General features: G+C 34.5%; 11 protein-coding genes. 5 read left to right on the forward strand and 6 right to left on the reverse strand.

Translation table 11 applies throughout. From position 1 onward, the window contains the following. Nucleotides 1–11: 11 nt before the first annotated feature. Nucleotides 12–1,340 (reverse strand): PDZ domain-containing protein, encoded by a 1,329-nt coding sequence (locus tag GWR14_RS13630; RefSeq protein ID WP_163409635.1) that lies wholly within the window; start codon nucleotides 1,338–1,340, stop codon nucleotides 12–14. A gap of 123 nt (nucleotides 1,341–1,463) precedes the next feature. On the opposite strand from GWR14_RS13630, the gene GWR14_RS13635 reads away from it, so the two are divergent. From GWR14_RS13635 to lgt, 5 genes are all read left to right on the forward strand, one after another. Beyond that, complete coding sequence (locus GWR14_RS13635) at nucleotides 1,464–2,660, forward strand: pyridoxal phosphate-dependent aminotransferase (RefSeq protein ID WP_163409636.1); 1,197 nt, start codon at nucleotides 1,464–1,466, stop codon at nucleotides 2,658–2,660. A 189-nt stretch (nucleotides 2,661–2,849) separates the two neighbouring features. Next, complete coding sequence (gene folE, locus GWR14_RS13640; RefSeq protein WP_066032379.1) at nucleotides 2,850–3,521, forward strand: GTP cyclohydrolase I FolE; 672 nt, start codon at nucleotides 2,850–2,852, stop codon at nucleotides 3,519–3,521. Between the two features lie 127 nt (nucleotides 3,522–3,648). Then, entirely contained in the window at nucleotides 3,649–5,127 is a 1,479-nt protein-coding gene (gene cysS / locus GWR14_RS13645; protein WP_163409637.1) for a cysteine--tRNA ligase, read from the forward strand. Nucleotides 5,128–5,148: 21 nt separating this feature from the next. Beyond that, entirely contained in the window at nucleotides 5,149–5,388 is a 240-nt protein-coding gene (gene yidD, locus GWR14_RS13650) for a membrane protein insertion efficiency factor YidD (RefSeq protein ID WP_163409638.1), read from the forward strand. Nucleotides 5,389–5,453: 65 nt separating this feature from the next. Further along, nucleotides 5,454–6,386, forward strand: coding sequence for a prolipoprotein diacylglyceryl transferase (lgt, locus tag GWR14_RS13655; protein WP_163409639.1), 933 nt, complete (start codon nucleotides 5,454–5,456; stop codon nucleotides 6,384–6,386). A gap of 461 nt (nucleotides 6,387–6,847) precedes the next feature. Here lgt and secDF read toward each other — a convergent pair whose 3' ends face one another. The 5 genes from secDF to asnB (GWR14_RS13680) form a co-directional block, all read right to left on the reverse strand. Next, nucleotides 6,848–9,820, reverse strand: a complete 2,973-nt coding sequence (gene secDF / locus GWR14_RS13660; RefSeq protein ID WP_163409640.1) for a protein translocase subunit SecDF — start codon at nucleotides 9,818–9,820, stop codon at nucleotides 6,848–6,850. A gap of 228 nt (nucleotides 9,821–10,048) precedes the next feature. Next, nucleotides 10,049–10,984, reverse strand: a complete 936-nt coding sequence (gene mdh / locus GWR14_RS13665; protein ID WP_163409641.1) for a malate dehydrogenase — start codon at nucleotides 10,982–10,984, stop codon at nucleotides 10,049–10,051. A 131-nt stretch (nucleotides 10,985–11,115) separates the two neighbouring features. Next, complete coding sequence (gyrB, locus tag GWR14_RS13670; protein ID WP_163409642.1) at nucleotides 11,116–13,056, reverse strand: DNA topoisomerase (ATP-hydrolyzing) subunit B; 1,941 nt, start codon at nucleotides 13,054–13,056, stop codon at nucleotides 11,116–11,118. Between the two features lie 350 nt (nucleotides 13,057–13,406). After that, on the reverse strand, nucleotides 13,407–15,023 hold the full coding sequence (asnB, locus tag GWR14_RS13675) for an asparagine synthase B (protein ID WP_163409643.1): 1,617 nt from the start codon (nucleotides 15,021–15,023) through the stop codon (nucleotides 13,407–13,409). A gap of 205 nt (nucleotides 15,024–15,228) precedes the next feature. After that, nucleotides 15,229–16,902 (reverse strand): asparagine synthase B, encoded by a 1,674-nt coding sequence (gene asnB / locus GWR14_RS13680; protein ID WP_163409644.1) that lies wholly within the window; start codon nucleotides 16,900–16,902, stop codon nucleotides 15,229–15,231. Nucleotides 16,903–17,192: the final 290 nt, after the last annotated feature.

Consider the following 17,192-nt stretch of genomic DNA (forward strand, 5'->3'; position numbering starts at 1 on the left):
TAAGAAATTAACTACAATTCATCCTCCAGTCGAAAACGGAATTTTAGCAGCGCACTATTGCGTTCTATTTCTAAATTAATCCAGACATCTTCTTCCGATTTTAGCAGATTATTAATTTGCTGTAAAGTATATTTATAAGGTTTATTTCCATTTATACTAATAATTATATCTCCTTTCTGTAAACCCGATTTTTCTGCAGCAGAATATTTTCGAACATTTACAATCTCAAAAATAGGTTTTAATTGAAATTTGTATCTAAAATCATTACTTCTTTGGTCTAAGTTATTTTCATCAATCGTAGAAGTAGTATTTATTTTGACTGTTTCTAAGTGCACTGTTTCCTGCACCCACTGTAACCCATTATGCTGAACAGTAATTCCACTTTTATTGTAAGTGAAAGGCTCATTGAATTTACTGTTTTTTTTCAGATACATTTTTTTATCTGCATAATCCATGACAACTGTAAATCGTTTCAAAACTTCACCTCCAACCGAACCTATTCTATTGGCGACCATTTTTACGTTTTTAATGGAACTTGAATCCGGGAAAGAAACAATGGGATTTTTAAATTCGAAATCAGCTAGTGAAAATTTAATCATTTTTGCCCTGTGTCCTTCAATATCTCCACTAAATCCTTTTCCTAAAAAATCAGGAAAATTCTTTTCGGGTAATTTTATCTTATCATTTTCAAAAACCCAAAATGCATCACTGTTTCCAATATCCACAAGCAATTTGGCAGGCATGTTCACATTATTTACCAATACTGATGCCATAACATAAGGCTTCGATCTTTCAATAGTAATAGGCAAGGTTTCAAATTTTTTATCTAAATCATTCCTAACCTTCTCATTGTTTTGGTAAACAAAAATTTTCCTCTTCTGATAATTAACTTCTACAATATTATTTTTAAAAAATTTATATCCAATGATTCCATTAACCGGAATTCCTATATGTGAAGACAAATTAAACCCCTGATCTAAAATAATATAAACCATATGGTTTACAGATTTCATACCATGTGTTTCCAGAATATTATTAGTTGACTTCAGTCCTTCAATCTCCTCTTCGCTTCCCAGTCCCCTGAGCTTAATTTTTTGGATGTTTTTAAAACTAACCTCTTTTTTCTCTTCCATACTAAACAGAATGGTTTCATCAACACCTGAATCCAATAAGAAATTCAGCTCAATTCCGTTTACTTTTATGGGTACAAAAACTAAGTTATTGATTAGTTTAAAAGGAATTACAACTTTCTTTTTCTGCTTTTGAATTAAAAAATCATCCTGTGCCTTTAGGTTAAAAGATGCCAAAAGCCCAAAAAACAATATGATATATCTTTTCATTGATAATTTTTTATGATAAAATTACTAAAAATATTGATTATTGTTACATTTTCACAAGTCCCTTTATTGTTTACGTTAAATTCGAAAAAAAAATGCAAATTTGCACTTCAATAATTTATACTCATGCCAACAATTTCACTCAAAGGCAAAAACATGCCCGAATCACCGATACGCAAGCTGGCTCCTTTTGCAGATTTAGCAAAGAAAAAAGGACACAAGGTGTATCACTTAAACATTGGTCAACCGGATATCAAGACACCCGAAGTGGCCATCGAGGCGGTAAAAAATATTGATTTGAGTCTTATAGAATACAGTCCGTCTGCCGGATATGAAAGCTATAGAAAAAAATTAGCTCATTTTTACCAGCGCCAAAATGTAAACGTTAACACAGAAGACATCATTGTTACTACTGGTGGCTCTGAAGCCTTACTTTTTGCACTGGCCACAATTACGGATCCAGGAGATGAAATCATTATCCCTGAGCCTTTTTATGCTAATTATCATGCATTTGCATCATCAACAAGTGCAACTGTAGTACCTCTTGTTTCTACAATTGAAACTGCCTTTGCTTTACCAAGTATTGAAGAGGTTGAAAAATTAATTACACCAAAAACAAAAGCCATTCTGATTTGCAATCCTGGAAATCCGACCGGATATTTATATTCTGAAACTGAGATCAAACAATTGGCAGGCTTAATAAAAAAGCATGATTTGTATTTGATTGCTGATGAAGTGTATCGTGAATTTTTGTACGATGGCGATGATGTACATTTTTCTGTAATGAATTTAGAAGATGTTCAGCAAAATGTTATTATGGTCGATTCGGTTTCAAAACGCTATAGTATGTGTGGTGCCAGAATTGGCTGTTTAGTGACTAAAAACAAACAGGTTCTGGCTACTGTTATGAAATTTGCCCAGGCACGTTTAAGTCCGCCAACAATTGAACAAATTGCCTGTGAAGCTGCTATTGATACACCACAAAGCTATTTTGATGAAGTAATTTCAGAATACAAAGAGCGCCGTGATACTCTAATTGCAGAGTTAAACAAAATTGAAGGTGTAATTGTAACCAAACCGAAAGGTGCATTTTATTGTATTGCACAATTACCAATTGATAACTCTGATGATTTTGCACGATGGCTTTTAGAAAGCTATGATCTAAATGGTGAAACTGTTATGATTGCACCTGCAAAAGGATTTTATTCCACTCCCGGAATGGGGCTGAATCAGGTTCGAATTGCTTATGTTTTAAACAAAAAGGATTTAATTACCGCAGTAAACATATTAAAAGAAGCACTTATTGTTTACAATAAAAAATAATAAACGCTACATACAATTTCAAAAAGACAATAACTTCCTAAGTTATTGTCTTTTGTGTTTTTAATGCTTTCAATTTAAATTATATCCAAAAAGGAGCAATTAAATAGTAAAAACGATAGAAAAGGTTTCCTATTTATTAATTATCTTTACCGCCTTAAAAAGATATACCCATTATAATAGCAGTTTTTAATGATAAATAACGAAGATTTTTTAGACGAAATAGGTGACAGTCATTTCAGCAGCAATGCAAAAAACCCTCTTAGAGCGGATGCTTTTGACATAACTGATGAAGAAAAAATAGAAAAAATAAAAAAAGATGTTGAAAACATTCTGCAAACTCTTGGAATGGATTTGACAGATGATAGTATAAAAGGGACTCCAAACAGAGTTGCCAAAATGTTCGTAAAAGAAATTTTTGGAGGTCTTAACCCTGCAAAACAACCAAAAGCTTCTACTTTTGACAATAATTACAAATATGGTGAAATGTTGGTAGAAAAAAACATCACTGTTTATTCTACCTGCGAACATCATTTACTGCCAATTATCGGACGTGCTCATGTTGCTTATATTTCAAGCGGAAGAGTTATTGGTTTGTCAAAAATGAACCGTATTGTTGAATATTATGCTAAAAGACCTCAGGTTCAGGAACGTTTAACAATGCAGATTGTTCAGGAACTTCAAAAAGCCTTAGGAACTGAAGATGTTGCCTGCGTTATTGATGCAAAACACCTTTGCGTTAACTCAAGAGGAATTAAAGACATCGAAAGCAGTACGGTAACATCTGAATTTGGTGGAAAATTCAAAGAGCCTCAAACAAAAAGAGAATTTTTAGATTATATTAAACTAGACACTCAGTTCTAATTTTACAATATTTCTATTATATTTATGTTCTAGCCCTGATGGAAGCGACATCCTTTTATGGCGGGGTTCGCCATAAAAGATACAGCGGACAGCAGGAAATAGCTCCCCTAAAAACAATTTAAAAAATATGCCTTTATACAACACTCAACCGTTAAAAATATACAACTCGCTTTCGGGTGAAAAAGAAAATTTCAAACCAATCCATGAAGGAAATGTTGGAATGTATGTTTGCGGACCTACTGTTTACAGCAATGTACACTTAGGAAATGTGAGGACTTTTATGTCGTTTGACGTAATTTTCAGGTATTTTTTACATCTGGATTATAAAGTACGTTATGTCCGAAATATTACAGATGTGGGACATATTGTTGATGATGTTGATGAAGGTGAGGATAAAATTGCTAAAAAAGCGCGTTTAGAGCAATTAGAACCAATGGAAGTTGTTCAGCGATACACTGTTGACTTTCATGACATTTTAAAAGCTTTTAATTTTTTACCGCCAAGTATTGAGCCAACGGCAACTGGGCATATTATTGAACAAATCGAAATCATCAAAAAAATAATTGATACCGGAATTGGTTATGTTGCCAACGGATCTGTTTATTTTGATGTAGTTAAATATAACGAAACCAATAATTATGGGATTTTAAGCGGCCGAAATATCGAAGACATGCTTGCTAACACCCGTGATCTTGATGGTCAGTCTGACAAAAGAAATCCACAGGATTTTGCACTTTGGAAAAAAGCAGAACCAGAACACATTATGAGATGGCCATCACCATGGAGCGATGGATTTCCAGGCTGGCATCTTGAATGTACTGCGATGAGTACCAAATACCTTGGAAATCACTTTGATATTCACGGAGGAGGAATGGATTTAAAATTTCCACACCACGAATGCGAAATTGCCCAAAACGAAGCCTGCACTGGTCAGTCTCCTGTAAATTACTGGATGCATGCCAATATGCTTACGTTAAATGGTAAAAAAATGGCAAAATCCACAGGAAATAACATCTTACCGGGGGAAATTTTAAGCGGAGATAATACTGTTTTGAGCAAACCATTTTCTGCATCTGTAACTAGGTTTTTTATGTTGCAGGCACATTACAGAAGTATCTTGGATTTTTCTGATGACGCTATAACTGCTGCTGAAAAAGGGTATAAAAGATTAATGGAAGCACTCGATGCTCTACCGACAATTTCAGCAGGCAATTCAAGTTCTATAGATTTCAAAGCGTGGAAACAATTATGTTACGACGCCATGAATGACGACTTTAACACTCCTATTTTAATTGCTCAACTATTTGAAGGTGTTCGTTATATTAATTTGCTGAAAGAAGGCAAAGAGATCATTTCTGCTGAAGATTTAAAAACGTTTTCAACTGCAATTAACACTTTCGTTTTTGATGTCTTAGGATTAAGTGATGAAAAAGCTGCCGACAGCAACAACGACAAATTAGAAGGCGTAGTAAACATGCTTATCGGAATGAGAAATCAGGCCAGAGCTGATAAAAACTTCGCCCTTTCTGACCAGATTCGGGATCAGTTAATTACTTTAGGGATTCAATTGAAAGACGGAAAAGAAGGCACCACTTTTTCACTTTAAAAATCTATTCTCTAATAAATCATGAAAGTCATAACTCCATTTGTTTTATTAGTGCGCTTTTATCAAACTGCCATTTCGCCCTTTACACCAGCGTCATGCCGATTTGAGCCAACATGTTCTAGCTACATGATTGAAGCCTTGCAAAAACATGGATTGTTTTATGGTGGCTATCTCGGAATAAAACGTATTTTAAGCTGTCATCCGTGGGGAAAAACTGGTTATGATCCTGTTCCGGAAAAAAAATGTTCACACAAACATTAACTTTTTATAAAGAGGAACTTTGCTTTAAATATTTATTTTTACAACTAATAAAAACACAATATTACATGACACACGCCTTAAATATCGTTTGGAATCCTTCTGAGGGAATCAACTTAGGATTTTTTATGATTCGCTATTACAGTTTAATGTTTGTTATCGCTTTTGGATTAGGATGGTTCCTGATGAAAAAGATGTTCGAACGTGAAAACGAATCAATTGACAAACTGGATTCTTTATTTGTCTGGACTGTTTTAGCAACTTTGATTGGCGCCCGTTTGGGACATGTTTTATTTTACGACTGGGAATACTTTAGAAATCATTTACTCGAAATCTTTCTTCCTTTCAGATTTGAACCAAAATTAGAATTTACTGGATTCCAGGGACTAGCAAGTCACGGTGCAGCTATTGCAATTATTGTTGCTATGTACTATTACAGCAAAATGATTTTAAAACGTCCTTTATTATGGATTTTAGACCGGGTGGTTATTCCGGTTGCCAGTGGTGCTATCTTTGTACGCATTGGGAATTTCATGAATTCTGAAATTATCGGAAATGATACTACTTCTGCGTTTGGGATTCGTTTTTTACACGATCAGTTTAGTAAAAATGAGGCTGTAAATGCTACTCAAATCGCAAATCCTGCAGATGCCTACACTGCAATTGCAACAGATCCAAAATTTTCAGATTTATTAGCTCAGGTTCCTGCAAAACACCCTACACAATTATACGAAGCTTTCTGTTACATTTTTGTATTTGCTATTTTATACTTCTTATACTGGAAAACAAATGCCAGACTTAAATCAGGCTATTTATTTGGATTGTTTTTAGTTCTTTTATTTGTAGTAAGATTCATTGTAGAATTTGTAAAAGAAAGTCAAGGCGGTTTTGAAAACGCATTAGGCTATTTCTCAACCGGACAATGGTTAAGTATTCCTTTTATAATAATCGGTCTTTTCTTCATCATTAGAGCACAAAGAAATCCTTTAGCTACATCTTAAGAAAAAAACATAAATTAAATTAAAAATGCCCAATACAACTGCTATTGGGCATTTTTTTTTATTGAAACTAAAGTTCCGCAAACCTAAACAAAACCATAATTTATATTTCTTCTATAATTTATTAGAAGCAGAAACTCTAATTTCCATAACACACTCTGTGCTGCTGTCCGCTATATCTTTTCACTGCTAAAGAAGCAGTAAAAAGGATACCGCTCCCATCAGGGCTACAATATGACATTTCATTTTCATAAAACAGATAAAACACATAGCTATTAACTCTCCTTTAATAAAATTAAAAAGAAGTTATACCGAGCGGAATCGAAGTCTTTTTATCTAAATATCCAAACGAAATTTATCTTAAGCGAAACAAAAATCGATATAATTTCATCCGTATTTAGCAAAAAAAAGATCCGGCTTTCACCGGATCTTTCAATTATGCAAAATGTAAGGTTTAAATTTGATTACGCCTTATTATGTTTGTCTTCAATTGTGTGCTTCTCATCTTTTGAAATTGTATCAACCAACACCGGTGTAGCAATAAACAATGAAGAATAAGTACCTACAATAATACCGATTAACATTGCAAAGATAAATCCTCTGATTGATTCTCCGCCAAAAATGAACATGGTCAATAATACGATGATCATCATTAATGAAGTATTCAATGTTCTTGATAAAGTTGTATTAATAGAAGCATTTACAATATCTTCAAAACTACCTTTACGGTTTCCAATAATAAACTCTCTAACCCTGTCGAATACAATTACAGTATCATTCATAGAATAACCAATAACCGTAAGAATAGCGGCGATAAAGTGCTGATCCATTTCCATGTGGAAAGGCATAAATTTATAACATAAAGAATAGATTCCTAATACAAAGATTACGTCATGCGCAACAGCTGCAATAGCACCTAATGAATACTGCCATTTACGGAAAGAAACCATTAAGTATAAGAAAATAACTGCCATTGCTCCAAGAACTGCCCAGTATGAGTTAGTTTTGATATCCTCAGAAATAGAAGCTCCAACTTTAGAAGCCTGTAAAACTCCAATCGTTTTACCATCATAAGTATTCGTGAATTTCTCATAAGAAACATTAGGGAAATACTTCGCTAATGCATTATATAATTTTTGATTCACTTCCTCATCGATAGCCACTCCATCTTCTTTGATTTTATATTTTGTAGTGATTTTCAACTGATCGTCATCACCTAAAATTTTAGCCTCAACCGGTGTACCAAAAGCAGCAGATAATTCATCTGAAACAGCCGTTGCATCTACAGGTTTTTCAAATTTAACCTGGAATGTTCTACCTCCAACAAAATCAACACCTTCATCTAATCCGTTAACGAAGAAAATAGAAACTAAACTTACTACCGTAACAATAGAAGAGAAAATATAAGTAACTTTTTTGATTTTGATAAAATCAAAGTGAAAATTAGTAAACCAGTTTTTAGTAATATTTGTAGAGAAAGTCAAATCTGCTTTTCCTGCAATGTTTCTGTCAATAAAAATTCTTGCAATAAAGATTGATGTAAACAATGAAGTTACGATACCAATAAGTAATGTTAAAGCAAAACCTTTAATTGGTCCTGTTCCAAAAATAAACAAGATTGCTCCAGTCAATACGTGAGTAACGTTTGCGTCAATAATAGAACGCATCGCACCGTGCCATCCGTAAGAAGCTACTACCGCTTCAGACAACGACTTACCTTCACGTAATTCTTCTTTTGCCCTTTCAAATATAATAATGTTTGCATCTACCGCAGTACCTAATGTTAATACAATACCTGCGATACCTGGTAAAGTTAATACGAAACCAAAACTTGCCATAATTCCGAATAAGAAAAGTAAGTTTAATAATAACGCAAGGTTAGCATACCAACCCGCTTTACCATAATAGAATACCATCCATAAACAAACTAATAAAAACCCTAATACAGAAGAAATAGTACCAGCATCAATTGCAGCCTGACCTAAAGATGGTCCAACAACAGTTGACTGGATAATATCTGCAGAAGCCGGTAATTTACCTGCATTTAAAACGTTAGCTAAATCTTTAGTTTCCGCTACATCAAAAGAACCTGTAATTTCAGATCTTCCTCCAGCAATTGGTCCGCTTGTTACACCTGGTGCAGAATAAACTACATTATCCAGAACAATAGCGATATAACTTTTTTGAGAAAAAGCTCTCCCTGTCAGTTCTTCCCAAATTTTAGCCCCCTGGCTGTTCATTTGCATAGAAACTGCTGGTTTCCCTAATTGGTCAAAAGTATCTTTTGCATCCGTAACAACACCACCACTCATTGCAGGAGCATTGTCTCTGTTTCCTTTTAAAGCATATAATTCTACAGCTTCAATATCTTTTCCTTTAGCATCTTTTGTAACAGTTGGCTTGCTCCATACAAATTTTGCATTATGCTGATCCGCTGCTAATAAAATTCTGATTTCAGGTCTTTTAAAATACTCATTAACTACTGCAGTATCTTTTGGGGCAAAATAACCTAAAACAGGTCCGCCACCCTGACCAATCATTTTATCAAATAAAGGATTATTTCCTTTTTTAGTATCAGTTGAATCCTTTGCATCAGTTAATAATGCATTTAATGAGTCTTTAGCAACAGTTTTAGTTTCTGTTTTTTTGATTTCAGTTTTTTTCAAAGCTTCATTAGCAGACACTAAGAAGTTTCCGATTTCTTCAATTTTAAAAGTTTCCCAAAACTCTAATTGAGCTTTGCCTCCCAATAATTTTTTGATTCTGTCAACATCTTTAGCGCCTGGAAGCTCAACTAAGATTCTTCCTGTTTCTCCTAATTTTTGAACGTTTGGCTGAGTTACACCAAATTTATCGATACGCTCTCTTAGTACTTTAAAAGCACTTTCAACAGACTCATCAACTTTTCTTTTAATTACTTTTTGAGCCTGAGCATCTGACATTTGAAAATCGATACCACCGTCTCCCTGCAAGCTTCTGTTAGCAAAAATATCAGGTGATGCTAATTTCACTTGCCCTCTTGAGTTAGCCTCAAAAGCTTCAAAAAACTTATTTAAATAGGTTTTATTTCCTTCTAAATTTGCACTTGCATCGGCTAATGACTTGTTGAATACCGGGTTTTTAGAATTATTAGCCAAACCTTTCAAAACATCTTTAATAGAAATCTGAAGAATCACATTGATTCCTCCTTCTAAGTCAAGACCTTTATTCAATTGTTTGTTTTTTACTTCATTGTAAGTAAAATCTGTAAAACCAAGATCAAAAACCTTTACTTTACCAATAGAATCTAAATATTTTAATTCCTTATCAGGATTATCTCCTGCAAAAGCTTTAGCTTCCTCTTTGACATTATTTGCCACAAAAGTGAAAGAAAGTTGGTAAATACTTACCAATGCAAATAGAATTGCGAAAAATTTAATAAGTCCTTTATTCTGCATTATTACTAAAAATTAATTATGTTTTTTGTTTGTTATTTGTTTTAAACTCCCATAAAATAAGCCCTGATATGAGTTTTCAAAACTAAAAAACCGTAATCACGAATTACAACATTTTTTTTAAACCGAGCAAATATATAATTCTCGAAATGATTAAACAATTTATTTATTAATTAATCTCAAAAAAAAGACTGCACTTTTGCAGTCTTGATTCTTTTTTATCTAAAATATTTAAGCCAGAATCGATTTTAGGGCATCATTCATGCTTCTAACCGCATCTGCACTTTTAGCAAACAAATCTTTTTCCTTTTCATTCAGATGAATTTCCAAAATTTGTTCAACTCCGTTTTTACCAATTATACATGGTACTCCTATACATATATCATTTTGACCATACTCTCCTTCAATAAAAACAGAGCAGGCAATCATTTTCTTCTGATCATTTAAAATGCTATCCACCAAAAAAGCAACTGACGCTCCCGGAGCATACCATGCTGACGTCCCTAAAAGACTAGTAAGCGTGGCTCCTCCAACCATTGTATCGGCCGCTACTTTTTGCAGCACCTCTTCTGATAGAAATTCCGTTACCGGTATTCCATTGTAAGATGCCAGACGGGTTAACGGAATCATAGTAGTATCACCATGCCCTCCAATTACCATCGCAGAAATATCATTTGCAGGTTTATCCAAAGCCAAAGAAAGATACGTTCTGAATCGTGAACTGTCTAATGCTCCCCCCATACCAATAATTCTGTTTTTTGGTAATCCAGTAGATTTTAAAGCCAGATAAGTCATGGTATCCATTGGATTAGAAACCATAACAATAATCGTGTTCGGCGAATATTTCAGTACATTCTCTGCAACAGTCTTTACAATTCCTGCATTAATACCTATCAACTCTTCACGAGTCATTCCGGGTTTTCTTGGGATTCCTGACGTGATTACAACAACATCACTTCCGGCGGTTTTGGAATAATTATTTGTAACACCTGACACATGAGTATTAAAACCAGTGTTTGTAGCACATTGCATGATATCCAACGCTTTCCCTTCGGCAAAACCCTCTTTAATATCCAACAATACTACTTCGCTGGCTATTCCTCTATAAGAAATAACATCCGCACAAGTGGCTCCAACATTTCCTGCTCCTACAATGGTAACTTTCATATTTTATACTTTATTGGTTATTAATTAATTTCTAGGTTTAATTTACAAATTGTTTAGACAATTGACTAAACGGTTGCTTATTTTTTACTTTTAAATCAAAATTCTGTGCACAAAAAATAAGCAACTAAATATTATGCATCAATATTTGCGTAAACAGCATTTTTCTCGATAAATTCTCTACGAGGCGGTACTTCATCCCCCATTAACATTGAAAAAACCTGATCAGCTTCTGCTAAACTTTCAATATTTACCTGACGCAAAGTTCTAAAATTTGGATCCATCGTAGTTTCCCACAATTGCTCAGCATTCATCTCTCCAAGACCTTTGTAACGTTGAATAGCAGCACTTCCTCCCATTCTTTCGTTCGCCTGATCACGCTGAACATCATTCCATGCATATTCTTTTTTATTCCCTTTTTTAACCAAATACAAAGGTGGAGCAGCAATGTAAACGTGACCTTCCTCGATCAATTCTTTCATAAAACGGAAGAAGAACGTTAATATTAAGGTAGAAATGTGACTACCATCGACATCGGCATCACACATTATAATTACTTTATGATAACGTAATTTTGAAAGATTCAATGCTTTACTATCCTCCTCTGTTCCAACAGTAACTCCTAAAGCTGTAAAAATATTACGAATCTCTTCGTTTTCAAAAACTTTATGATGCATTGCTTTTTCAACATTCAAAATCTTACCTCGTAATGGCAAAATCGCCTGAAAATTACGGTCACGACCTTGTTTTGCAGTTCCACCTGCCGAATCTCCCTCGACAAGGTAAACCTCACATCTTGCAGGATCCTGTTCTGAACAATCAGATAATTTTCCCGGCAATCCTCCTCCACCCATAACGGTTTTACGCTGTACCATTTCACGTGCTTTTTTTGCAGCGTGACGCGCCTGCGCAGCCAAAATCACTTTTTGAATAATAACACGGGCATCATTTGGATTTTCTTCCAGATAATTTTCAAGCATTTCTCCAACTGCCTGAGAAACCGGTGAAACCACTTCTCTGTTTCCTAGTTTCGTTTTTGTCTGACCTTCAAATTGCGGTTCTGAAACTTTAACAGAAATAATAGCCGTCAAACCTTCACGGAAATCATCTCCTGAAATTTCAAATTTCAGTTTATCCAACATTCCGGAAGCATCTGCATATTTTTTAAGGGTTCTTGTCAAACCACTTCTAAAACCTTGTAAATGTGTCCCTCCTTCGTGCGTATTGATATTGTTTACGTAAGAGAAAATATTTTCAGAATAACTTGTATTATAAATCAGGGCAACTTCTACCGGAATTTCGCCTTTATCATTATCCATACTGATAACATGAGAAATAATCGGCTCACGGTTACCATCTAAATAACGAATGTATTCTTTTAATCCTTCATCAGAATGAAATACTTCACTTTTAAATTCACCTTTTTCATCTACTTCTCTTTTGTCTGTAAAAGTAATTGTGATTCCTTTATTCAAGAAAGAAAGCTCGCGCATACGAGCTGAAAGTGTATCATAAGAAAACTCTATAGTCTGCGTAAAGATTGTATCGTCCGGATAAAAAGTCTGACGCGTACCTCTTTTATCTGTTTCTCCGATTTGTTTTACCGGATATAATGATTTTCCTCTTTCGTATTCCTGTTCGTAGATTTTTCCTTCTCTGAAAACAGTAGATTTCATATGAACAGAAAGTGCATTTACAACAGAAACCCCAACACCATGAAGACCTCCCGAAACTTTATAAGAATCTTTATCGAATTTACCTCCGGCACCAATTTTAGTCATTACAACCTCAAGTGCAGAAACCCCTTCTTTCTTATGCAAATCAACCGGGATACCACGTCCGTTATCTTCAACAGTTATCGAACCATCTTCATTTATTGCAACGCTAATTGCATCACAATGCCCTCCCATCGCCTCATCAATAGAGTTATCCACAACTTCATAAACCAAATGGTGCAGCCCTCGAACTCCCACATCTCCAATATACATCGATGGACGCATTCTTACGTGCTCCATTCCTTCTAATGCCTGAATACTATCTGCTGAATAATTGTTCTTCTTGATTTCTTCGCTCATATAATTTATTCTAAAAAATGTAATTATTGTCTTAACACGCAAATATATGAAAACGCAATTTATATACCTCTTAAAAATACTATTTAAAGCCCTAAGTTATTAACACAATTGTCTGAAAAATCAAAAAATAATCCCAAAAGCCGACTTTAAATTCCAATTTTCTTAATTTCCAAAATCCAAAAATAGGAATAGCATAAAAATCCGTGTTTTCTAAATTTCAGACTTTATTTTACAGTTCCTAAAATTAAATTCCACAAAAAAACCGAAATGCAGTTTGGATGCATTTCGGTCATTATTTTTTTAGTCTAAAACTGAAATTATGGATTTTTATTTACACAAAAAAACAAATCCTAAACTTCAATTCCTGATTTTGCGATTTCGACATCAGCGTTTAAATGCGCTGCATTAGCTCTCCCGCTTGGGTCAGGATTATCCTGCCATTTTGGAATCCATTTTCGAACTGTCTGTGCTGAACTCACCTGAGGGAAGTGTTTATGAAAAATAGATCTGTACAAATAAGCCTCTTTTGTAGTAGGCGAATTATACGGAAATTCTACTGCAGCTCCTACCAATTGTTCATCTGAAACCTGCGCTGCACAATATTCAATTAATCCATTTACCCATTCATACCCTACACCATCTGAAAACTGTTCTTTTTGTCTCCACAAGATATCCGAAGGTAAATATGGATTTTCGGACATATCAAAAGCTTTTCTTAAAATATATTTTTCAACTGCTTCATATGTTTTAGGCTGTTTTTCCTCTGTTTTAATTCGGATTGCAACATCCAGAAAATCTTTATCCAAAAATGGCACTCTAAGCTCTAAACCATGCGCCATTGTCGATTTGTCGGCACGTAATATATCAGCAGTAAAAAGCTTTTGAACCCTCTCAATAGTTTCTTTTTGAAATTCTTCTGAAGACGGTGCATTTCTAAAATACAAATGACCACCAAATACCTCATCAGCTCCTTCTCCGGAAAGAATCACTTTTATTCCTTTTTCCCGGATTGCTTTTGCCAATAAATACATCGGAACACCTGAACGCACCGAAATAATATCATATGTTTCGATGTGGTAAATTAGTTTTTCTAAAATCTCAACTCCCTCTTCAACGGTAAAATGAATTTCATGATGCTGAGTACCTAAAAATTCCGCTGCTTTTCTTGCCGCAATATTATCCGGAGAATCAGCATCTAATCCAATAGAAAACGAATGGAGCTTTTCATTACCTCCTGCTAATAATCTGGATGCAATTGCAGATGTTAATGAAGAATCTAAACCTCCTGATAACAACACTCCAATCGGCACATCGCTCATTAAACGTTTACGGGTAGCCTCAATTAAGGACTGTCTAATCAAGTCTAAATCAAGAGGCTGGTTTGCATTTTCGTACTCCTCATATTCAGGTTCATAATATTTAACAAAACCCGTTTTAGCCGTATAATAATGTCCTGGAGGAAAAGTTGAAAATGATTTACACTGATCTGCAATAGACTTCATTTCTGAAGAAAAATAAATCCTTCCTCTTTCGTCTAATCCATAATAAAACGGTTTAACACCAATTGGGTCTCTTCCGGCAATGTAATCATCACCATTAATAATCACAAAGGCAAAATCACCGTCAAGCAGATTACAAAAATCATAACCATATTCTTCATATAAATGCACTATTACCTCCGAATCTGATTTTGTTCTGAATGCATGATTCTTTAAAACTCCTTCTCTTAATTCCTGATGGTTATAAATTTCACCATTATGTACCATCCAGGCATTTTTTGAACCCTGAATCGGTTGACTACCCAAATTTAAATCAATAATTGACAAACGTTCATTGGCCAGAATACTTCCATTTTCCATAACATGCAAATCACTTCCATCTCCCCCGCGATGTGCCATTCTCTTGGAAAGTTCCTTTACGAGTTGCGGGTCTTTTCCCTTACCGATAACGGCTAATATTCCACACATACTATTCTATTTTGTTGTTATTTTTCCTGTCTTTATTTCGCCAAAATTTATTTTTCAGGCAAAAGCCAAATATAAAAAATTCAAATAAACATTTAACCTGCAAATAATTAAACTCGCAAAATAAAATGTTTTAAATCGTTTTATAAACGAGAAAACGCCCTCATTAGAGAACGTTTTCTACAATATAAGTTCTAAAATTAAACTTTTATTTTTGATAAGCATCATCGTGTACACTCGCAACCGCTCTTCCTGATGGATCGTTCATGTTTTTGAAAGCCTCATCCCACTCCAAAGCAATTTTTGTACTACAAGCCACACTTGCTTCCTGAGGAACACATAATGCTGCAGCATCACTTGGAAAATGTTCTGTAAAAATAGAACGATAGTAATACTCTTCTTTTGAAGTTGGTGTCTGCAATGGGAATTTAAACCTTGCGTTTGCCAATTGTTCATCTGAAACTTCTCTAGCCACTACTTCTTTCAAAGTATCGATCCAGCTGTATCCTACTCCGTCAGAGAATTGCTCTTTTTGTCTCCACGCCACACTTTCCGGAAGCATATCTTCAAAAGCTTTACGAACTACCCATTTTTCCATCGGATGTTCTTTGTTGATCATTTTATCTTGCGGGTTGATGCGCATCGCAACATCCATAAATTCTTTATCTAAGAATGGTACACGGCCTTCAATTCCCCAGGCAGCTAAACTTTTGTTAGCACGTAAACAGTCATACATATGAAGTTTACCTAATTTACGAACGTTTTCTTCGTGGAATTCTCTTGCATTTGGTGCTTTGTGGAAGTATAAATATCCTCCAAACAACTCGTCCGCTCCTTCTCCTGAAAGCACCATTTTGATACCCATAGATTTGATAACTCTAGCCATTAACCACATTGGAGTTGATGCTCTAACTGTAGTTACATCATAAGTTTCTAAGTTGTAAATTACATCACGAACGGCATCTAAACCTTCCTGGATTGTAAATTTGATTTCGTGGTGAATAGTCCCGATATGATCTGCTACTTTTCTTGCTGCTGCTAAATCAGGAGAACCTTCTAAACCAACCGAGAAAGAGTGCAATTGCGGATACCAGGCATCTGTAGTATCATCTGACTCGATACGTTTTTGAGCAAATTTTTTAGCAACTGCAGAAGTAATAGAAGAATCTAAACCTCCTGAAAGTAAAACTCCGTAAGGAACATCACTCATTAATTGTCTGTGAACTGCTGCTTCCAATGCTTCTCTAATTGCAGGAATGCTTGTTTCGTTGTCTTTTACAGCATCATATTCTGTCCAGTCTCTTTTATACCATTGTACAAATTCTCCGTCTTTGCTTGATAAATAATGTCCTGGAGGAAATAATTCAATTTTTGTACAATATCCTTCTAAAGCTTTTAATTCAGAAGCTACATAAAAAGTTCCGTGCTGATCCCATCCAATGTATAAAGGAATAATTCCCATGTGGTCACGAGCAACGAAATATTCGTCTTTATCAACATCATAAATCGCAAATCCGAAGATTCCGTTTAATTCATCAACAAAGTTTACTCCTTTTTCTTTGTAAAGTGCTAAAATCACTTCACAGTCACTTTCAGTCTGAAAATTATATTTTCCTGCAAATTGCTTACGAAGTTCTCTGTGGTTGTAAATCTCACCATTTGCAGCCAAAACCAATTTTTTATCTTCTGTAAATAAAGGCTGTTTTCCTGAAGCCGGATCTACAATTGCCAAACGCTCATGAGAAAGAATCGCTTTATCATTACTGAAAATTCCGCTCCAGTCCGGTCCGCGGTGACGGATAATTTTTGACATTTCTAAAACCTGAGGTCTTAGCGCTTCGGCTTTTTGCTTTAAATCAAAGGCACATACAATTCCACACATAATTTTATATTTTTACTTTTAAATTTTATTTTGACAGGGCAAAGATGAAATATTAGTTACAATCTAAAAACACAAACAACAATATCAATTACAAAAATAAATCAAAACAATCAATTTACACACTAAATGTAAAATTTCAATATAAAAAAAAGCCTTAAACTTGAAAATTTTAATTTGGCGCAGAAAATGAGTTATAAATCCTAAGTTTAATTCCGTTTTTTGAATTAAATTTTAAGGATTTAAAGTTTCTATAAAAGATTCACAAACAAAATAAAATAAAGCTGTTCCGA

It is taken from the genome of Flavobacterium ajazii, assembly GCF_010614725.1.
Classification (GTDB): Bacteria; Bacteroidota; Bacteroidia; order Flavobacteriales; family Flavobacteriaceae; genus Flavobacterium; species Flavobacterium ajazii.